Raw genomic sequence first — 19232 nt, 5'->3', positions numbered from 1 at the left:
TGGACCGGTACCCGCACGCTGTCTCCCGGGCCGAGGTCACCCTGCTGGCGCCGGGCGTGCCGCGCGACGGCCGGTCCGAGCCGACCGGCGGCTTCCACCACGCGGTGCTCCACCTGGCCGCGGACACCCTCGGGTCCCGCCGCGTCGGGGTTGCTGCGGCAGTCAGCGCTCACGATGACGCGCTCGGGACCCGGCGGCTGACCCCGCGCGGCTGGCCGACGCTCACCCACTCAGGCCGCCACCTGGACTGCCCAGCAGGTCGACCTCCGGGTGCTAGTGCTCTGGTGCACCAGTGCGGCCAGAGCACTAGCACGCCCGAACCTGGATGCCGCCGGCGTCGGTGTGCCACGGGCTCGCCGGCCACCTCGCTCGTGACCGGCCCGCCGCCGGTGCGGGACGACGCACTCGGCCCGCCGCCGGTGCGGGACGACGCACTCGGCCGACCGGGTGCGCGAGCTGCTGGACGCCCGGTTGGCCGAGGGGCTGGCGCTGGAGGAGGCGGCAGCCCGGTTCGGCGTCTCCGCGGCCCACGTCGTCCGGGCGTTCACCCGGCGGCACGGGCTGCCACCGCACCGCTACCTGACCGGACGGCGGATCGACCTGGCCCGGCGGCTGCTCCTAGAGGGGATGCCCACCGCCGAGGTGGCCGGCGCAGCCGGGTTCGCCGATCAGTCGCACCTGACCCGGCCCCTCCGCCGGTGGATCGCGACGACCCCGGCGGCCTACGCCCGGTCGGGCATCGGGGTGCGGTCCGCGGTCGGGCCGACCGGGCCCCCCGGGCAGCCGATCCCCTGAGCCAGGTCCGCTGATCACCGCTGGGGCGGGGTGTGGCGGTCGCGCCGTCAGGCGGGTGGGAGATCGAGGTCGGCGAGGGCGGCGGTGACGTCGTCCTCGCGGACGAAGTTCAGGGCCAGCAGCCGGTGCACCAGCACGCCGCGGCGGGTCAGCCGCAGGTCGGCCGGGCGCAGCCGAGGCCGGACGGCGCCGGGACGGGAGGCGACCGGTGCCGGGTCGAGCAGCCCGCTGCGCTGCAGGTCCGCGACGTCCTCCCGGGCGCCCCAGGCCCGCCAGGCGCGCGGGTCGTCCTCCAGGGCGCCGAGCGGCAGCGGGGCGCGGTCGCGCCGGCCGACGGCGGCCAGGAAGACCAGCTGCCGCCAGCTGCACGACTCGGCCAGCTGCAGTGCCCGGGCGGCGAGGGCCATGTCGATGTCGGGGGAGACGACCACCTCGGCGACCAGGTAGCCCAGGTGCCGCACCCGGCGCTCCTCGGTGGTCTGCCGGGCCGCCTGGACGACGTCCTCGACCAGCCGCTCGGCGGCCGACCGGGCCGCGGTGCTCACGCTGAAGAAGCCGTCGCCGCGCACCGGGCGGCCCTGGTGGGCGCGGGTGACCGACAGCTCGGCGGCGAAGGCCAGGACGGCGCCGGCCCGGGCGCGCTCCCAGGTCAGCGGCAGCTCGGCGGCCGAGGTGGCGGCGTCCCGGAGGCAGGCGGCGAGCCGCTCGTCGAGCTGCAGCGGGCTGGTGTCGGGCTCGAAGAGCAGCCCGGCGACGGCCCGGCTCATCGACCCGGCGACCAGGTCCCCGGTCTCGACCAGGTCCCGGCCGGGCACGCGTTCGTCGCCGATGGGTTCCCTCACGCGGTGATCATGGCCCGCCGCGGGTGGTGCTGCACCTGGCGGAGGTCCCGTCTCACCACCGCGGGGCAGCCGACGACCGCCCCGCACCTGAGGCAGGTGCGGGGCGGCCGGGGACAGCGGGTCAGACGCCGGCCTGCTGCATCAGCGTGCCGCGGCGCAGGTAGACGGCCCAGGTCACCGCGACGCAGGCGATGTAGAAGCCGCAGAAGGCGCCCAGCGCGGTCACCACGCTGCCGGTGGCGAGGTAGGACTCCGACACGATCCGCGGGATGAACACCGCCCCCAGTGCGCCGACCGCGGAGATGATGCCGACGGCGGCGGCGGTGTCCCGCCGCGCCCGGTAGAGCACCTGGGCGGGGGTGTCGGCCGAGTGCGCCGCGGCGGCCTCGGCCCGGTAGATGATCGGGATCATCCGGTAGGTCGACCCGTTGGTCATGCCCACGACGGCGAACAGCACCAGGAAGCTGGCCAGGAACCCGCCGAAGCTGCCGGCGCCCAGCGCGGCGATGGCGGCGCCGATGGCCACGGCCTGGCCGATGAAGGTGACGATCGTGACCTTCGCGCCGCCCACCCGGTCGGCGAGCCACCCGCCGAAGGGCCGGGACAGGGAGCCGACCAGGGGCCCGAGGAAGGCGTAGCGGTAGGTGTCGGCGGCGAACTCGTTGGCCAGCACCAGCGGGAACGCCCCGGAGAACCCGATGAACGAGCCGAACGCGCCGATGTAGAGGAAGGACATGATCCAGGTCTGCTTGCGCCGGGCGATCGCGGCCTGGTCGGCGATGTTGGCCTTCGCCCCGGACAGGTTGTTCATCCCGAACCAGGCGCCGACGACGGCGAGCACGATGAACGGGACCCAGATCAGGGCCACGTTCTGCACGTACCGGGCGTCGCCGCCTTCCGTCGTCCCGGTGGCCCCGCCGATCACCGCGATGGTGCCGGCGGTGACGGCGAGCGGGCCGACGAGCTGGATGATCGCCACGCCGATGTTGCCGCCGGCGGCGTTGAGGCCGAGGGCGAAGCCCTTCTCCTTGTCCGGGTAGAAGAAGGAGATGTTGGCCATCGAGGAGGCGAAGTTGCCGCCCCCGAAGCCGCAGGTGATCGCGGTCAGCACCCAGAACCAGTACGGCTGGCCGGTGGTCGCGGCGATGACGAGCATGGTCACCGGCACCAGCAGCAGGGCCGCGCTGACGACCGTCCAGTTCCGGCCGCCGAGCAGCGCCGGCATGAAGGTGTAGGGCACCCGCATGATCGCGCCGACCAGACCTGCGGTGGCCACCAGCCAGAACAGCTGGTCGCTGGTGAAGCCGTAGCCGATCGAGGCGAGCACGGCGGTGGCGACGCTGAACATCTGCCAGACGCTGAACCCGATGTTCTCCGCGAGCACCGACCACACCAGGTTCCGGCGGGCGACGGGCTTGCCCTGCGGGGAGGCCCAGAACGCCGGGTCCTCCGGTGTGTACTCGTCGATCCACCGGCCGCCCCGGGGCGCCGGGGACGCCCCGGCGGGGGGTGCGGCGGCGGGGGCGCCCGGACGGTGGAGCTGGGTCTCTGTCATGAGGTCATCCCTGGTCAGCGGCCGGTCGGCGGGCGCCCGCCCGGCTGGGACGGCGCCGGGGACGACGCTAGGAACAGGGCGTTTCCGCACGACCGCGTCGGCGTGACCGGTGCGGTACATGCCCCGCACGGGCGGTCGGACGGCGCTGTGAGGCTCGGTGACCCCCTGGCGCGGGGCCGGGGCACGACCCGACCGGACCTGTGCTGCTGACGCCGGACGGCGACGAGGCGGCCCCCCGGGTGGGGGACCGCCTCGTCGTCCGAGCAGCGCGGGTCAGGTGTCAGCGGGCCCCGACGGGCGTGGTGTCGGCCGGGACGGCGGCGTCCCGGGGGAGATCGCTGACCGGCAGGACCGGCCGGCGAGCGGCGCCGGTGCGGGCGTGCGTGGCGTAGAGGGTGAGCCCGACGAAGGTCAGGCCCCCGACCAGGTTGCCGATGACGGTCGGGATCTCGTTCCAGACCAGGTAGTCGCCCAGCGAGAAGTCGCCGCCCAGCAGCAGGCCGGAGGGGAACAGGAACATGTTGACGATCGAGTGCTCGAAGCCCATGTAGAAGAACAGCAGGATCGGCATCCACATCGCGATGACCTTGCCCGACACCGACGTCGACATCATCGCCGCGACCACGCCGGTGGAGACCATCCAGTTGCACAGCACGCCGCGCAGGAACAGCGTCAGCATCCCCGCGGCGCCGTACTCGGCGTACCCGACCGTCCGGCCCTCACCGATCGTGCCGATCGCCTGCCCGACCTCGTTCGGGGGCATCGCGAAGCCGTAGGTGAAGATCACCGCCATCATCACCGCGACCGTGAACGCGCCGAGGAAGTTGCCGGTGAAGACCAGCCCCCAGTTGCGCAGCATGCCGCGCACGGTCACGCCGGGCCGCTTGTCGAACAGCGCGAGCGGCACCAGGGTGAACACCCCGGTCAGCAGGTCGAAGCCGAGCAGGTAGAGCAGGCAGAAGCCGACCGGGAAGAGCAGCGCCCCGACGATGGGCTGCCCGGTCTGCACGGTCACGGTGACGGCGAAGGCCGCGGCCAGCGCCAGGATCGCCCCGGCCATGAACGCGCGGATCAACGTGTCGCGGGTGGCCATGAAGACCTTCGCCTCACCGGCGTCGATCATCTTGGTCGTGAAGTCCTTGGGGCTCACGTAGGACATGGGGTGCTCCTCGGCTGTGGGGGAGGGACGGCGGCGCGCGCGGCGGCGCGCGGCGGAGCGGGGAGCCCGGTCACCACCGGTAGTCCAGGAACTTCCCGTCGAAGGTGACGACGACCCGGTCGCCGTCCGGGTCGGGCCGGCGGGCGACGTCGACGCGGAAGTTGATCGCGCTCATGATCCCGTCGCCGAACTCCTCGTGGATCAGCTCCTTGAGCGCCGGCCCGTAGACCGACAGCGCCTCGTGGAACCGGTAGACCGTCGGGTCGGCCAGCATCGCCGGGTCGGCGCCCCGGGCGGGCTGCAGGCGCAGGCTCTCCTCGACGCTCTCGTCCAGGCCCAGCAGCCGGCAGGCGCACCGGGCCTGCTCCGCGGTCATCGGGTGCTGGCCCAGCAGGGCGGCGGTGGTCCAGACGACCGGTGCACCGATCTCCTCGGCGAGCCGGGCCCAGGTCAGGCCCCGCCTGATCCGGGCGGCGACCACCAGAGCGGCGGCGTCGGACTTCGGGAGGACGGGCGTCATCGAGCTCCTCGGGTGCGTTCGGCCAGGTCACCCGGCGCTCCGGCCGGGCAGCCCGAACGCTAGGGACGAGGCGTTTCGACGGCGGAGCGCCGGCATGACCCGTACGGAACGACCACCGCACCGGCCCGTCGCCCTCGCTGTGAGGCCGCGGACACGCGTCCGTCCCCGGACGGCGAGCGGGTCAGACGGCCAGGGGGTCAGACGGCGAGCGGGTCAGACGGCGAGGCGGTAGCCGCGCTTGACGACGGTCTGCACGACAGGCGCGCCCAGGGCGGCGCGCAGCCGGGTCACGGCCATCTCCACGGCGTGCGCGTCGCCGCCCCCGGAGAGCTCGCCCAGCAGGTCGGCGCGGGAGACGACGACGCCGGGACGGCGGGCCAGCGCGCGCAGGACCGCCATCGGTCCCGGCGCCAGCTCCACGAGCCGGCCGTCCAGGACGACGGCGTGTCCGCGCACCTGCAGGGTGTGCGGGCCGGAGTGCAGCACCGGGTGCCGGGCCGGCAGCTCGGCGACGACCGAGCGGGCCAGCGCACCGAGCCGGGCCCGTTCGGGCTGGACGGTGCGGATGCCGGCCGCCTCGAGCGGGCCGGCGGTGACCGGGCCGACGGCGACCGGCAGCACCGCGTCGGTCAGGGCACCGAGGACGCCGGCGTACACGCCCTCCTCCTCGGCCACCTGCAGCAGGCTGGCCGCGGCCGGGGCGCTGGTGAAGGTGACCGCGTCGACGGCGCGGGCGGCGATCACCGCCACCAGGCGGCGCAGGGGAGCGGTGTCCTCGGGCAGCACCCACCGGTAGACCGGCACCTTGACCACCTCGGCGCCGGCCCGCACGAGCCCCGCCACCAGCTCGGGCAGCGGGTCACCGTGCAGCTGCACCGCGATGCGGCGGCCGGGCAGCGGGCCCTCGGCACCGGACAGCAGGTGCGAGAGGACCTCCGCGGAGCTCTCCGACTCCGGTGACCACGCGTCGACCAGGCCGGCCCCGCGGATCGCGCCGCGGGCCTTCGGTCCACGGGCCAGCACCCGGGCGGTGGCCAGGTGCTCGCGCAGCGGCAGGTCCCAGGCCTCGGCGGCCTCCAGCCAGCCGCGGAACCCGACCCCGGTGGTGGCCACCACCAGGTCGACCGGTTCGGCCAGCACCTCCTGGGTGGCGGCGACCAGGTCGGCGTCGTCGGACAGCGGCACGATCCGGATCGCCGGGGCGTAGAGCACCCGGGCGCCCCGGCGGTCCAGCAGCGCGCCCAGCTCCTCGCTGCGGCGGGCGGCGGTGACCGCGACCGTGTAGCCGGCCAGCGGCAACAGGTCCGGCACCGAGGCGTCTCCGGCAGGGCTGGCCACCGGGTGGTCGAGCTGGCTGTCGGTCACCCGTCCATGGTGCGTCCTCGGTGTTCCATCCGTGTGACGCGCTGCCCCACGCCCGCCACGACCGGGCTGCCGTGGCCGCGGTCGGCGTCCCCACCTGCGCGTCTGCGCGGGGCCGTCCGGAGCGGGCAGGATGGTGACGTGCCCGCCGACCCCACGCCCCGCCCGGTCTCCGCCGTCCCACGCCGGCTGCGGATCATCACCGCGCTGATGGCCGCCGGCCTGGTGCTGGTGATGAGCATCGTCGCCCTGCTGCTGAAGGAGTCGACCACCGGCGTGGTCTCCTTCCACACCTCCGACCAGGTCGCCATGGTGGGGCTCGGGCTGGCCATGGGCGCCGGCGTGCTGCTGCTGGGTCGGTCCCGGGTGGACGCCGACGACTCCGGGGTGCGGATCCGCAACGTCGTGATCAACCACGAGGTGCCGTGGTCGGCGGTGCGCGCGGTGCGGTTCGACCAGCACTCGCCGTGGGCCAGCCTGCTGCTGAGCAACGACGACGAGGTGGCCATCGGCGCCGTCCAGGCAGCGGACGGGGAGCGCGCGCTGGCCGCCGTCCGTGGCCTGCGGGCGCTGCTCGCCGACCACCAGGCACGCAACCCCGTGCCGCACGAGGAGCTGCTGTACCCCCGGGAATGACGGCGGGGGCCCCGGCGCTGTAGTCTGGGTGCGCCTCCCCCCGCTACATCGAGGCGCGTGAACCACAGCGGTCGGCGTTCTGCAGAGATCGTCGGCCACTGACCAAAGAGGAGCCCGCTCCCACCTGGCGCCGTACAGGCGCCCAGGTCCCCGGATCGCGCAGGTCGGCCCCGGCCGTCCCGCGTGGCCACACGAGCACCCCCGCCCCGGGGTGCCCGCTGCGGCAACCCGGCGAGTGGGCCCCGTGAGCAGCAGCTCGCGGGGCCTTCCTGCGTCGGTGCCCGGGACGGGTGCGACTCCTCCCCGCAGCAGCAGAGGAGAGGCCATCACCGAGCCCCGCATCAACGACCGTATCCGCGTCCCCGAGGTCCGCCTGGTCGGACCGGAGGGCGAGCAGGTCGGCATCGTGCCGATCGGCGAGGCGCTGCGCCTGGCCCAGGACTCCGAGCTCGACCTCGTCGAGGTCGCGCCCATGGCCCGGCCGCCCGTCGTCAAGCTCATGGACTACGGGAAGTTCAAGTACGAAGCCGCGCAGAAGGCCCGTGAGGCCCGGCGGAACCAGGCGCTCACGGTCATCAAGGAGATGCGGCTGCGTCTCAAGATCGACCCGCACGACTACGAGACCAAGAAGGGCCACGTCGAGCGCTTCCTCCGGGGCGGCGACAAGGTCAAGATCACCGTGATGTTCCGCGGTCGCGAGCAGTCCCGCCCGGAGATGGGCTACAAGCTGCTGCAGCGACTGGCCGGCGACGTCTCCGAGCTCGGGGTGGTGGAGTCCAACCCCAAGCAGGACGGCCGGAACATGGTCATGGTGATCGCGCCGCACCGGAACCAGGCGGCGACCGACGACGCGCGGCGCTCCGCGAAGGCCGAGAAGCAGGCGGCATCCGGGGAGCAGGCACCCCCGGCCTGAGCCGGGCGCGAGCCACCGCACGACCCAGACGGCCCGCGCCAGGAGCACCCCCGTGCTCCTGGCGCGGACAGACACGAACAGGACGAGGACATGCCGAAGAACAAGACCCACAAGGGCGCGGCCAAGCGCATCCGCGTCACGGGCACCGGGAAGCTGGTGGCGGAGCACACGAACAACCAGCACAAGTTCGAGCACAAGTCCTCGAGCCGGAAGCGCCGTATCAGCGGCACCGAGGTGCTCTCCCCGGCCGACAACAGCCGGATGAAGAAGCTCCTCGGTCTCTGACCGCCCCTTCCCGTAACCAGCAGACAGGAGCTCTCACGTGGCACGCGTGAAGCGGGCGGTCAACGCCCAGAAGAAGCGCCGCACGACCCTCGAGGCAGCCAGCGGTTACCGCGGCCAGCGCTCGCGGCTGTACCGCAAGGCCAAGGAGCAGATCCTCCACTCGGCCACCTACAACTACCGCGACCGCAAGGTCCGCAAGGGTGACTTCCGCAAGCTGTGGATCACCCGGATCAACGCCGCGGCCCGGCAGAACGACATGACCTACAACCGGTTCATGCAGGGCCTCAAGCTCGCCGGGATCGAGCTGGACCGCCGCGTCCTGGCCGAGCTCGCCGTGAACGAGCCCGCCACCTTCGCCACGCTGGTGGAGTCCGCCCGGGCCGCGCTCGCCGCGAACCCCGAGGCGACCGGCGCCCAGGCCGCCTGAGCCAGAACACCGCCGACGCCGTCGCCGGCGGGTCCTCGTGACCCGCTGGTGACGGCGTCGTCGTCTGTCCCCACCCTGCGAGAGGAGATCCTGTGCCCGACGTGCTGACCGAGCGCTCGACGCGGGTCGCCGGCGCCCGCAAGCTCACCCGGCGCAGCGGCCGGGACGACGCCGGGGCCTTCCTCGCCGAGGGGCGGCAGGCGGTCAGCGAGGCGCTGGCGCAGGCGCAGGCCGACCCGGGCGCCGTCCTCGAGCTGTTCGTCACCGAGGCCGCGGGGGAGACCCACCGCGACCTGCTGGCCACCGCGCGGGTGCCGGTGCACGTGGCCACCGACCGGGCGGTCGCCTCGCTGTCGGAGACGGTGACGCCGCAGGGGCTGGTCGCCGTCTGTGCCCTGCGTGACGTGCCGGCCCGGACGCTGGTGACCGACCCGCCGCGGCTGGCGGTCGCCCTGGCCGAGCTCAACGACCCCGGGAACGCCGGGACGGTGCTGCGCACCGCCGATGCCTGCGGTGCCCGCACCGTGGTCTTCGGCGCCGGCTCCGCCGACCCCTACGGCGGCAAGGTGGTGCGCAGCAGCGCCGGCAGCCTGTTCCACGTCGACGTCGTGCGCGGCACGTCGCTGGCGGAGCTGGTGCCGCAGGTGCAGGCCGCCGGCACGACCGTGCTGGCCGCCGACGGCGGGGGAGAGGTGGCGCTGGACGCCGCCGGGCACGAGGGGCTGCTCAGCGGCCCGGTGCTGTGGCTGTTCGGCAACGAGGCCCGCGGGCTGGACCCGGCGCTGGCCGCGCTCGCCGACGCGCGGGTGCGCATCCCGATGCGCGGCCGGGCGGAGAGCCTCAACCTGTCGGTGGCCGCCTCGATCTGCCTCTACGCCACCCAGCTCGCCCAGTAGCCGCGAGAGCCGGCCGGGCGCGGTGCCCCGCCGGGCCGGCCCTGCCGCGGGTCCGGACGTGCGCCCCGCGGCAGGGTGACCTAGGGGACGAGCGGGTGCTTGCCGGCGTACATCCGGGCGTCGGCCAGGTGCAGCAGCGGCCCGAACTCGGCGCCGTCCTCCGGGTGCACGCTGATCCCCACGCTCGCCCGTACCTGGACCGTCTTGTCGCAGAGCACCACCGGCTCGGTCAGCGCGGCCTGCAGCTGCGCGGCGACCCGGGCCGACTCCTGTGCGGCGGTCGCGGGGTCCAGGCCGACCAGCCCGACCAGGAACTCGTCGCCCCCGAGCCGGGCGAGCAGGTCACCGCGGCGCAGCCGGTGCCGCATCCGGTCGGCGACGACCTGCAGCAGCTCGTCGCCGGCGGCGTGGCCCAGTGCGTCGTTGACCGCCTTGAAGCCGTCGAGGTCGAGGAAGAGCAGCGCGACCGCCGTCCCGTCGAGCCGGGCCTGCCACAGCGCGGACTCCATCCGCTCCTCGAAGCGGCGCCGGTTGGGCAGCGCGGTGAGCGGGTCGGTGTAGGCCAGCTCCTCGATCCGGGCCAGGTGCTGGCGGGTGCGGTCGCGTTCCTGCAGCAGCTCACGCTCCGCGGTCACCCGGGCGGTGACGTCGGTCTGCACGCCGATGTACTGGACGACGGCGCCGGTGGCATCGAGCACCGGCGCCAGGTGGATCTCGTTCCACCAGGGCTCGCGCTCGGCCCCGCGGTGGTTGAGCAGGGTGGCCCGGAACTCCGCGCCCTCCCGGATCGCCAGGCGCATCCGGTCCACCGTGCCCGGGTCGGTGTCCGCCCCCTGCAGGAAGCGGCAGTTGCGGCCGAGCACCTGCGCGGCGGAGAGGCCGGCGAGCTGCTCGAAGGCGGCGTTGACGTAGACCAGCGGCTGGTCCGGCGCCGTCATGTCGGCGATCGCCACCCCGCTGGTCGTCGCGGCCAGGGCACGGTGCAGCAGCACCTCCTCCACGGTGCCGCCGTCCCGCACCGCCACGGTGCCGGGCTGGGCCTGGGCCCCGGTCCCGTCGGCGTCGGGCAGCTCCGGGGCCGGCTGGGCGGCCACCCGGGCGACCAGGGCCACCCCGGCCCGCTCGACCGTGCGCCGGTCGTAGGTCAGCGCGTACTCGTAGCGCCGCTGCTGGTCCGGACCACCGTCGCCCAGGTCCCGGGCGAGCAGTGCCGCGCTGAAGTGCGGGCTGAGCACGACGACGTCCCACTCGCCGCGCACCGGGTCGTCGGCCGCCAGGTGCGCGCCGCGCACGCCGGGCACCGGCTCGATGGGGAGGTCCTCGCCCAGCGCGGCGACGAAGCCGGTGCGGGCGACCAGGTCCCGGTAGCGCAGCGACGTGGCCGGGGTGAAGTGCCGCGCCTCCTGGAAGGTGGCGGCGACCACGCAGGTCTCGCCGAGCCGCATCGCCTGGCGCTCCAGGTGCTTGCTGAGCTCGATGAGCAGGGCCTTGGGCGCCGTCCGCAGCTGGGTGCCCTCGGGCAGGCAGCTGAACGGGGAGTCCTCGGTGTCGACGACGGCGGTGTCCGCCGACGGCAGGTCCAGCCGTCCGACGGTCCGGCCCGGGCTCGCCGTCGCCGCCGGCCGGCCGAAGTGCCAGCCCTGGCCGAGGCTCGCCCCGAGGGCGCACGCCATGGCCAGGTGGTCCTCGTCCTCGATCCCCTCGGCGAGGATGAGCGCACCGGTGCGCTCGGCGTAGCCGTTGACCGCGTTCATGATCTCGGCGACCGCCGGGCCGGGGCGCTGCTGCACCAGGCGCAGGTCCAGCTTCACCACGTCGGGTCGCAGCAGCGGCATGAAGGCCAGCGACATCGACTCCGCCCCGACGTCGTCCAGGGCGATGCCCCAGCCCACCTCCCGGACCCGCTCCACGGCCCGCAGCAGGTCCGCCGGCCGGGTGGCCAGCGCCCGCTCGGTGATCTCCACGACCACCCGCAGCCCGGCCGGGGCCGTGGTGGCGATCGCGAGGAGCTCCTCCAGCGGCGCCGACTCCAGCACCTGCGGCTCGACGTTGACGAACACCGTCAGCGGCGGGCCCAGCTCGGCGGCGACCGCCCCGCGCAGCGCGGCGGACCGGCACAGCGCGTCCAGTTCGGCGAGCCGGCCGGCCGCGCGGGCGGCGGCGAAGAGGGCGTCGGGGGTGTGCAGGGGCCCCTGGGGGCCCCGGGCGAGGGCCTCGTAGGCGACGACGCGGCCGGAATCCAGCTCCACGATGGGCTGGTACAGGCTGTGCACACTGCCGGAGGCGAGCACGTCGTCGATCGTGGAGACGGGAGCTGCGGTTGCGGTCACGCCCGGACGATCGGCAGCGACCCGGCCGCACTCGCGCGTTCCGCGGCCCGGGCCACCCGTGCGGGTGAGCGGGCCGACGTCGTGCTCGTGGCGGCCCACCCGGGCGCGCGCACCGGGTGCCGCCGGGCAGAATGGCCTCCCGTGTCTGGCGCCAACGACCCCTATGACCCCAAGCAGGTCGCCGCGCTGTCCGCGGAGGCCCTCGACGCGGCGGTGCAGGCGGCGACCGACGCCTTCGCCGCCGCCGGTGACCTGGAGGCCCTGGCCGCCGTCCGCCCGGCCCACCTGGGCGACCGCGCCCCGGTGCTGCTGGCCCGCCGGGAGCTCGGTGCGCTGCCCCCGCACGCCCGTTCGGACGCCGGCAAGCGGGTCAACGCCGCCCGCGTCGCGGTCACCGAGGCCCACGCCGCCCGGCTGGCGGTGCTGGAGGCCGAGCGCGACGAGCGGGTGCTGCGCCAGGAGCGCGTCGACGTCACCCTGCCCTGGGACCGCGCCCTGCCCGGCGCCCGGCACCCGCTGACCACGCTGACCGACCGGATCTCCGACGTCTTCGTCGGGATGGGCTACGAGATCGCCGAGGGCCCGGAGCTCGAGGCCGAGTGGCTGAACTTCGACGCGCTCAACACCGGCCCGGACCACCCGGCGCGGTCGCTGGCCGACACCTTCTTCGTCGCGCCTGAGGACTCCGGGCTGGTGCTGCGCACGCACACCAGCCCGGTCCAGGCGCGCACGATGCTGGCGCGCAAGCCGCCGATCTACGTCGTCGCGCCGGGCCGGGTCTACCGGACCGACGAGCTGGACGCCACGCACACCCCGGTCTTCCACCAGGTCGAGGGCCTGGCCGTCGACCGCGGGCTGACCATGGCCCACCTGCGCGGCACGCTGGACCACCTGGCCCGCCAGCTGTTCGGCGCGGATGCGCTGACCCGGTGGCGGCCGCACTTCTTCCCCTTCACCGAGCCGTCGGCGGAGTTCGACGTCTGGTTCCCCGAGCACCGGGACGGGCCGCGCTGGGTGGAGTGGGGCGGCTGCGGGATGGTCAACCCCCGCGTCCTGGTCGCCTGTGGCATCGACCCCGACGAGTACACCGGCTTCGCCTTCGGGATGGGCATCGAGCGGGCGCTGCAGTTCCGCTCCGGGGTCGGCGACATGCGCGACATCGTCGAGGGCGACGTCCGCTTCACGAGTGCGTTCGGAGTTGAGCAGTGAAGGTCCCCGTCAGCTGGCTGAGCGAGCACGTCGACATCCCCGCGGGGACGACGGTCGAGGAGCTGGACGAGGCGTTCGTCCGGCTCGGCTTCGAGGTCGAGGAGGTGCTCCGCCCCCCGGTCACGACCGGCCCGCTCGTGGTCGGTCGGGTGCTGGAGATCGAGGAGCTCACCGGCTTCAAGAAGCCGATCCGGTACTGCCAGGTCGAGGTCGGGGAGGACGCCCCCCGGGGCATCGTCTGCGGCGCCCGCAACTTCGCCGTCGACGACCTGGTCGTCGTCGCGCTGCCCGGCGCGGTGCTCCCCGGGGACTTCGCCATCGCCGCGCGGACCACCTACGACCACGTCTCCGACGGGATGATCTGCTCGGTCCGCGAGCTGGGCATCGGCGAGGACCACGCCGGCATCCTGGTGCTGGGCCGGGACGGTTCCACCCCCGGGACGCCGGCCGCCGGCGTGCTGGGCCTGGACGACGTCGTCTTCGACCTCGAGGTCACCCCCGACCGCGGCTACGCGATGAGCCTGCGCGGCATCGCCCGCGACCTGGCCGGGGCGCTCGGCGTCGACTGGCGCGACCCGGCCGCCCTCACGCCCCCGGCGTGGTCCGGGGAGCCCGGCTGGGCCGTCGAGGTGGCCGACCCGGCCCGCTGCGACCGCTTCTCGATGGTGGCGATGGAGGGCCTGGACGCGACCGCGCCGAGCCCGTGGGCGCTGCGCCGGCGGCTGGCCCAGTGCGGCATCCGCAGCATCTCCCTCGCCGTCGACGTCACCAACTTCGTGATGCTCGAGCTCGGCCAGCCGATGCACGCCTTCGACCGCGACACGGTCACCGGGCCGATCACGGTGCGGCGGGCGGCGGCCGGCGAGCGGCTGACCACCCTGGACGGCGTCGACCGCGCGCTCACCGACGACGACCTGCTGATCGCCGACGGGTCCGGGCCGATCGGGCTCGCCGGGGTGATGGGTGGTGCCTCGACCGAGATCGGGGAGGGCACCACCGCGGTGCTGCTGGAGGCCGCGCACTGGGAGCCGGCCGGCATCGGCCGCGGTGTGCGCCGGCACAAGCTGCCCAGCGAGGCGGCCAAGCGCTTCGAGCGGGGCACCGACCCCGACGTCACCGTCGTGGCGCTCGCCCGCGCCGCGGCGCTGCTGGCCCAGCACGGTGGCGCCGCCCAGGTCGTCGGCGCACCCGTCGACCTCGACGTGCGCGGGCCGCGCCCGGTCATCGCGCTGGACGCCGGCCGGCCCGGCCGGATCGCCGGTGTCGAATACCCGCCCTCGCAGGTCGTGGAAGTGCTGCAGGCCATCGGCGCGACCGTCGAGGGGGACGGCCAGCAGCTGCAGGTCACGCCGCCGTCCTGGCGCGGTGACCTCACCGACCCGGCCGACCTGGTCGAGGAGGTCGTCCGCTACCTGGGCTTCGACGAGATCCCCTCCGTGCTGCCGACCGCGCCCCCCGGGCGCGGGCTCACCGAGCGCCAGCGCCGCCGGCGCAGCATCGGCCGCGCCCTCGCCGACGCCGGCTACGTCGAGGCGCCGTCCTACCCGTTCGTGGGGGAGGCGCAGCTGGACGCCCTCGGCATGCCCGTCGACGACGCCCGGCGGACGCTGATCACGCTGCGCAACCCGCTGTCGGAGGAGGCCCCGGCGATGCGGACGACGCTGCTGCCCGGGCTGCTCGCCACCCTGGCCCGCAACCTGGCCCGCGGCCAGCGCGACGTCGCCGTGTTCGAGCACGGCGCGGTCTTCCCGGGCGGCCCGCGCACCCAGGCCCCGGTGCCCGGGGTCGACCGGCGTCCGGACGACGACGTGCTGGCCGCGCTGCTGGGCGCGGTGCCCGAGCAGCCCTGGCACGTGGGCGTGGTGCTGGCCGGGAACCTCGAACCGCGTGGCTGGTGGGGACCGGGCCGGCCGGGGATCTGGGCCGACGCCGTGCAGGCGGCGCACACCGTGGCCGCCGCCGCCGGCGTGGAGCTGACCGTGCGGGCCGGTGAGCGGGCGCCCTGGCACCCGGGCCGGTGCGCCGAACTGCTCGTCGGCGACGGCGACGGCGACGGTGACGGGGCCCGGGTCGTCGGGTACGCCGGTGAGCTGCACCCCCGGGTGTGCGCGGCCTTGGACCTCCCGGCGCGCACCTGCGCCATGGAGCTCGACGTCGACGCGCTGCCCGCCGCGCCGGTGGCCGTCGGTCCGCACGTCTCGACCTTCCCGCCGGTGCTGGTCGACCTGGCGCTGGTCGTCCCCGACGCCGTCCCGGCCGCCGAGGTCGAGGCGGCGCTGCGCGAGGGCGCGGGTGAGCTGCTGGAGGTGCTGCGGCTCTTCGACGTCTACACCGGTGCGCCGGTGCCGGCCGGCTCGCGGTCGCTGGCGTACGCGCTGACGCTGCGGGCCCCGGACCGGACGCTGACCGGTGAGGAGGCGAACGCGGCGCGCGACGCCGCGCTCGCGCTCGCGGTGGCGCGGACCGGGGCGGTGCTCCGTGGCTGAGTCGACCCGGCCCGACCTCACCGGCACGGTCGCGCTGGTCACCGGGGCCTCGGCCGGGATCGGGCGGTACCTGGCGCAGGGGCTGGCCGAGTGCGGTGCGACCGTGGCCGGGCTGGCCCGCTCCGCGGACCGGCTGAACGAGGCGATGGACGAGGTCGCCGACGCCACCGGTGCCCGCACCCTCGCCGTCGCCGCCGACGTCACCGACCCCGGCGCCGTGCAGGCCGCGGTCACCCAGGCGGTCGCGGAGCTCGGGCCGGTCACCCTGCTGGTCAACAACGCCGGCCTCATCGACGCCGCCGAGGTGCCGCTGTGGGAGGCCGACCCCGACCAGTGGTGGCAGGTGGTGGAGAGCCAGGTGCGCGGGCCGTTCCTGGTCTCCCGCGCGGTCGTCCCCGGGATGCTCGCCGCCGGCGGCGGTCGGGTGATCGGGCTGGCCAGCGGCCTGGGCACCCGGGGCAGCGACGTCTACAGCGCCTACTCGGCCGGCAAGACGGCGCAGATGCGGATCACCGAGGCGATCGACCTGGCCGGCGCGGCGCACGGGGTGCGCGCGTTCGACCTCGCGCCGGGCGTGATCGACACCGAGATGACCCGGGCGATGCCGATGCACGCCGGGCGCACCGAGTGGACCCGGCCGGAGGACGTGGTCGCCCTGGCCCTTGCGATCGCCGCCGGTGAGCTGGACCAGTGGTCGGGGCGGTTCTTCCGGGCCGGCGCCGACGACCTCGACGTGCTCCGGGCCACCACCCCCGAGGGCCCCGCCCGCCAGCTGCGGCTGCGGCCGTACGGAGCCGACGACCCGGTCGGCTGAGCCGGCCAGCCGGGGGAGGTCTCAGCAGACCGCTGCGAACAACACGGCGGCACCGGTGACCTCGAGCATCCGGCGGACCAGCGGGGAGGGGCGGCGCAGCTCGGGCAGCCGCCCGCCCCGGCGGGCCCCTTCGGTCTCGCGCACCAGCAGGCGCAGCGCCCGGCCGTCCAGGAAGGTCGCCGCCGACAGGTCGACGGCGCCCGCGTCCGGGGTGTGTGGCCCGCCGGCGTCCCAGGCGTCGACCACCAGGCTGTCGACCTCGCCGGTCAGCCGGAGCACGGTCACGCCGTCCTCCTCGACCAGGTCGATGCCACCGGACAGCTGCTGGACGTCGCTCATGGCGGTGTTCCTCCCCCTGCCCGGCGTCGATCGCCGGGCAGGGGCCACTGTGCCCCGCCCTGCTGACAGAAACCTGAGCGCGGCCGCCGGTGGTCAGCCGGCCGGTGCCTCGACCACCCAGATCGCGTTGCCGTCCGGGTCGCGCACGCAGAACAGCAGCGGTGCGCCGGGCACCCGGGTCGGGGCGGGGTCGAGGTCGACGTCCCCGCGGGCGGCGAGCCGGGCGTGCTCGGCCAGCACGTCCGTGGACTCCACCCCGATGGCGCCGCCGCCGGCGGACCCGCCCATCGGCGGGTTCAGCGCGAGCCGTGCGGAGGAACCGGGCGGGGCCACCTCCAGCCAGCGGTCCGTCCCGTCCTCGCCGAAGCGGTCGTCCCCGCGCACCTCGAAGCCCAGCACCCCGGTGTAGAAGTCGCGGGCGGCGTCCTGGTCGGTGACGGAGAACATGGTCACGGCGAGCTCGGTCAGCGTGGTGCTCGTGGTCGGTGTCATGCCGGTGGGACCGGTGCCGGCGGCGGAACTCATCGGTGCCCCGGCGCACGGCAGGCACGAGGGACTGCGGCTCAGAACACGGTGGCCAGGGCCTTCGGTGCGATGTCGACCGACACCTGGGTGCCGGCCTCCAGCTCGACCAGTTCGCCGTCCAGCTGCAGGGGCATGGGGGCCAGCGTGGTGAAGGCGTAGTGGGTCACGCTCGGCTGCCGGCCCAGCCCCCGGGTCGCGGCGCGCAGCGCGGTGCCCAGGACCCGCAGCTTGCCGGTCCGCCGCTGGGCGATCACCTCGAACCGGCCGTCGTCGGGGCGGGCGCCCTCGCTCAGCGTGGCCACCTTCGCCATCTGGGCGATGTTGGCGAAGAGCAGGCTGTCGATGGTGCGCTCCTCGCCGTCCTCCAGCCGGATCGGGAAGGGGCGGAAGCGGGCGAAGCCCCGGAGCACCGAGAGGGCCTCCCGCCACGAGCCCTTGCCGCCCTTCTCGATGTCGACCGCGATCACCGGGGTGACGCCGGCCCCGATGTAGGAGTGGGCGTACCGCACCTCGGTCTCGGTGTGGGCGTCGTCGCCGCTGCCGAGGGTGAGCCGCAGCAGGTCGATCCGCCGGACGTCGCCGGCCACGATCGCATCGGCCAGGTGGTGCTCGCGCGTGGTGCGGCGGTGGTCGTTGGCATTGCCGGCGGCCCGCACCGCACAGACGGCGTCCGGGTTGCCGGCCTGCATCACGCCGTCGACGACCTCGTTGTAGCCGCCGTCCCCGCTGACCGAGACCAGCAGTGGCCGGCCGGTGGCCGCGACCTCGCGGGCCAGCTCGCGGGCGTGCCCGGCGCGCTGGGTGGGGCAGAGCTCCACGGGGACGGCCGGGAGCCGCCGCGCCAGCTCGTCCCGCAGCTGCTCGGCGGACTCCGGTGCCTCGCCGGTGCTGTGCGGGTTGAAGACGACGACGATCCGGTCGAACGAGCTCACAGGTGACGGCCTCCTCGGCATGGTCGGGCACGGCTGCCCGCTGCGACCCTGCCCGAGAACGCGGTCCCGCACGCACCGATGCACCCAGACTGCACGGTCATGCACGCTCAGGTATGGTCATGCACCGTGAACAGCCAACAGACGTGGACGGTCGGGGTCACCGGCGCCACCGGGTACGCGGGGGGTGAGGTGTGCCGGCTCCTGGCCGGGCATCCGAACCTCCGGCTGACCGGGGTGCATGCCAACTCGAGCGCCGGCCGACGCCTGGGCGAGCTGCAGCCGCACCTGCTGCCTTACGCCGACCTCGAGGTCCAGGGCAGTGACGCGGCCTCGCTGGCCGGCTACGACGTCGTCGTCCTGGCCCTGCCGCACGGGGAGTCCGCGGCGATCGCCGCCCAGCTGCCCGCCGACACCCTGGTCATCGACTGCGGTGCCGACCACCGGCTCAACGACCCGGCCGCCTGGGCCCGCTGGTACGGCGGCGAGCACGCCGGCCACTGGCCCTACGGCCTGCCCGAGCTCCCGGGGCAGCGGGAGCAGCTCGCCGGTGCCCGGCGGATCGCCGTCCCCGGCTGTTACCCGACCTCGGTCACCCTGGCGATGGCCCCGGCACTGGCCGCCGGGCTGGTCGCACCGGACGTCGTGGTGGTGGCCGCGAGCGGCACCTCCGGGGCCGGGAAGAGCGCCAAGACGCACCTGCTCGGCAGCGAGGTGATGGGCTCGGCCAGCGCCTACGGCGTCGGCGGCGTCCACCGGCACAACCCGGAGATGGTGCAGAACCTGGCGCAGGCCGCCGGTGCGCCGGTGCGGATCAGCTTCACCCCCACGCTCGTGCCGATGAGCCGGGGCATCCTGGCCACCTGCTCGGCCCCGCTGGCCGACGGCGTCGACGCCGCCCGGGCGCGGGCCGCCTACCAGGAGGCCTACGGCGACGAGCCGTTCGTGCACCTGCTGCCGGAGGGCCAGTGGCCCACGACGGCCGCCGTGCTCGGCGCGAACACCGTGCAGCTGCAGGTCGCCGTCGACCCGGACGCCGGCCGGCTGGTCGTGGTCGCCGCCGTCGACAACCTCACCAAGGGCACTGCGGGCGCCGCCCTCCAGTGCGCCAACCTGGCCCTCGGTCTCCCCGAGACCACGGGCCTGCCGACCATCGGAGTAGCACCGTGAGCGAGCTCGCGAGCTCACGCATGAGCACAGCAGCGTCGGT

The 19232-nt window shown here is 75.0% G+C and carries 19 protein-coding genes; 10 read left to right on the top strand and 9 right to left on the bottom strand.

All coding sequences use genetic code 11. The features are described from left to right. The first annotated feature begins 447 nt into the window (after nt 1-447). Complete coding sequence (locus tag FB380_RS19280) at nt 448-795, top strand: helix-turn-helix domain-containing protein (protein ID WP_166756909.1); 348 nt, start codon at nt 448-450, stop codon at nt 793-795. A gap of 47 nt (nt 796-842) precedes the next feature. On the opposite strand, the gene FB380_RS19275 is transcribed toward FB380_RS19280, so the two are convergent. The 5 genes from FB380_RS19275 to FB380_RS19255 all read right to left on the bottom strand — a co-directional run bounded on the left by FB380_RS19275 (nt 843) and on the right by FB380_RS19255 (nt 6236). After that, a complete protein-coding gene (locus FB380_RS19275) occupies nt 843-1637 on the bottom strand; it encodes a hypothetical protein (protein ID WP_166756908.1) in 795 nt (264 codons plus the stop codon). A 121-nt stretch (nt 1638-1758) separates the two neighbouring features. Next, nucleotides 1759-3192: an MFS transporter gene (locus FB380_RS19270; RefSeq protein ID WP_166756907.1), complete on the bottom strand. Its 1434-nt coding sequence runs from the start codon at nt 3190-3192 to the stop codon at nt 1759-1761. Between the two features lie 280 nt (nt 3193-3472). Further along, on the bottom strand, nt 3473-4351 hold the full coding sequence (locus FB380_RS19265) for a formate/nitrite transporter family protein (RefSeq protein WP_166756906.1): 879 nt from the start codon (nt 4349-4351) through the stop codon (nt 3473-3475). 70 nt (nt 4352-4421) lie between these two features. Further along, nucleotides 4422-4871 (bottom strand): cyanase, encoded by a 450-nt coding sequence (gene cynS / locus FB380_RS19260; RefSeq protein ID WP_166756905.1) that lies wholly within the window; start codon nt 4869-4871, stop codon nt 4422-4424. Between the two features lie 213 nt (nt 4872-5084). After that, the gene (locus tag FB380_RS19255) at nt 5085-6236 is read right to left on the bottom strand and encodes a uroporphyrinogen-III synthase (RefSeq protein WP_166756904.1); all 1152 of its coding nucleotides are present in this window, start codon (nt 6234-6236) and stop codon (nt 5085-5087) included. Between the two features lie 138 nt (nt 6237-6374). Here FB380_RS19255 and FB380_RS19250 point away from each other — a divergent pair, with 138 nt between their 5' ends. The 5 genes from FB380_RS19250 (at nt 6375) to FB380_RS19230 (ending at nt 9390) form a co-directional block, all read left to right on the top strand. Continuing rightward, nucleotides 6375-6869 carry a PH domain-containing protein gene (locus tag FB380_RS19250; RefSeq protein WP_166756903.1) on the top strand — a complete coding sequence of 165 codons (495 nt, stop codon included), beginning with the start codon at nt 6375-6377 and terminating at the stop codon, nt 6867-6869. A 244-nt stretch (nt 6870-7113) separates the two neighbouring features. After that, entirely contained in the window at nt 7114-7782 is a 669-nt protein-coding gene (infC, locus tag FB380_RS19245; protein WP_229682152.1) for a translation initiation factor IF-3, read from the top strand. A 90-nt stretch (nt 7783-7872) separates the two neighbouring features. Next, on the top strand, nt 7873-8067 hold the full coding sequence (rpmI, locus tag FB380_RS19240; protein WP_166756902.1) for a 50S ribosomal protein L35: 195 nt from the start codon (nt 7873-7875) through the stop codon (nt 8065-8067). A gap of 37 nt (nt 8068-8104) precedes the next feature. After that, nucleotides 8105-8494 carry a 50S ribosomal protein L20 gene (gene rplT / locus FB380_RS19235; RefSeq protein ID WP_166756901.1) on the top strand — a complete coding sequence of 130 codons (390 nt, stop codon included), beginning with the start codon at nt 8105-8107 and terminating at the stop codon, nt 8492-8494. A gap of 92 nt (nt 8495-8586) precedes the next feature. Beyond that, the gene (locus FB380_RS19230) at nt 8587-9390 is read left to right on the top strand and encodes a TrmH family RNA methyltransferase (RefSeq protein ID WP_166756900.1); all 804 of its coding nucleotides are present in this window, start codon (nt 8587-8589) and stop codon (nt 9388-9390) included. A gap of 80 nt (nt 9391-9470) precedes the next feature. Here FB380_RS19230 and FB380_RS19225 read toward each other — a convergent pair whose 3' ends face one another. Next, nucleotides 9471-11720 (bottom strand): diguanylate cyclase domain-containing protein, encoded by a 2250-nt coding sequence (locus tag FB380_RS19225; protein ID WP_166756899.1) that lies wholly within the window; start codon nt 11718-11720, stop codon nt 9471-9473. Between the two features lie 141 nt (nt 11721-11861). On the opposite strand from FB380_RS19225, the gene pheS reads away from it, so the two are divergent. From pheS to FB380_RS19210, 3 genes are read left to right on the top strand one after another with little or no spacing between them, the layout of a single operon-like run. Next, nucleotides 11862-12929: a phenylalanine--tRNA ligase subunit alpha gene (gene pheS / locus FB380_RS19220; RefSeq protein WP_166756898.1), complete on the top strand. Its 1068-nt coding sequence runs from the start codon at nt 11862-11864 to the stop codon at nt 12927-12929. Beyond that, complete coding sequence (pheT, locus tag FB380_RS19215) at nt 12926-15415, top strand: phenylalanine--tRNA ligase subunit beta (RefSeq protein ID WP_166756897.1); 2490 nt, start codon at nt 12926-12928, stop codon at nt 15413-15415. Before pheS ends, pheT begins: the two co-directional genes overlap by 4 nt. Further along, a complete protein-coding gene (locus FB380_RS19210; protein WP_166756896.1) occupies nt 15408-16229 on the top strand; it encodes an SDR family NAD(P)-dependent oxidoreductase in 822 nt (273 codons plus the stop codon). Before pheT ends, FB380_RS19210 begins: the two co-directional genes overlap by 8 nt. Nucleotides 16230-16250: 21 nt before the next feature. On the opposite strand, the gene FB380_RS19205 is transcribed toward FB380_RS19210, so the two are convergent. The 3 genes from FB380_RS19205 to FB380_RS19195 form a co-directional block, all read right to left on the bottom strand. Continuing rightward, complete coding sequence (locus FB380_RS19205; protein WP_166756895.1) at nt 16251-16568, bottom strand: STAS domain-containing protein; 318 nt, start codon at nt 16566-16568, stop codon at nt 16251-16253. Nucleotides 16569-16661: 93 nt separating this feature from the next. Next, nucleotides 16662-17060, bottom strand: coding sequence for a glyoxalase superfamily protein (locus FB380_RS19200; protein ID WP_166756894.1), 399 nt, complete (start codon nt 17058-17060; stop codon nt 16662-16664). A gap of 71 nt (nt 17061-17131) precedes the next feature. Continuing rightward, complete coding sequence (locus FB380_RS19195) at nt 17132-18025, bottom strand: diacylglycerol/lipid kinase family protein (protein WP_229682151.1); 894 nt, start codon at nt 18023-18025, stop codon at nt 17132-17134. Between the two features lie 126 nt (nt 18026-18151). Between FB380_RS19195 and argC the strand changes: the two genes are divergently transcribed. Beyond that, the gene (argC, locus tag FB380_RS19190; protein WP_229682150.1) at nt 18152-19192 is read left to right on the top strand and encodes an N-acetyl-gamma-glutamyl-phosphate reductase; all 1041 of its coding nucleotides are present in this window, start codon (nt 18152-18154) and stop codon (nt 19190-19192) included. Nucleotides 19193-19232: the final 40 nt, after the last annotated feature.

Source organism: Modestobacter marinus, from assembly GCF_011758655.1.
GTDB classification, from domain to species: Bacteria; Actinomycetota; Actinomycetes; order Mycobacteriales; family Geodermatophilaceae; genus Modestobacter; species Modestobacter marinus.
The sequence above is the reverse complement of the archived record's forward strand: the minus strand, read 5'-3'. Positions and strand labels throughout refer to the sequence as shown.

Excerpts from the sequence above, each read along its gene's own strand:
- FB380_RS19270 (WP_166756907.1), bottom strand. The coding sequence starts at position 3,192 with ATGACAGAGACCCAGCTCCACCGTCCGGGCGCCCCCGCCGCCGCACCC.
- FB380_RS19265 (WP_166756906.1), bottom strand. The coding sequence starts at position 4,351 with ATGTCCTACGTGAGCCCCAAGGACTTCACGACCAAGATGATCGACGCC.
- cynS (WP_166756905.1), bottom strand. The coding sequence starts at position 4,871 with ATGACGCCCGTCCTCCCGAAGTCCGACGCCGCCGCTCTGGTGGTCGCC.
- rpmI (WP_166756902.1), top strand. The coding sequence starts at position 7,873 with ATGCCGAAGAACAAGACCCACAAGGGCGCGGCCAAGCGCATCCGCGTC.
- FB380_RS19205 (WP_166756895.1), bottom strand. The coding sequence starts at position 16,568 with ATGAGCGACGTCCAGCAGCTGTCCGGTGGCATCGACCTGGTCGAGGAG.
- FB380_RS19200 (WP_166756894.1), bottom strand. The coding sequence starts at position 17,060 with ATGACACCGACCACGAGCACCACGCTGACCGAGCTCGCCGTGACCATG.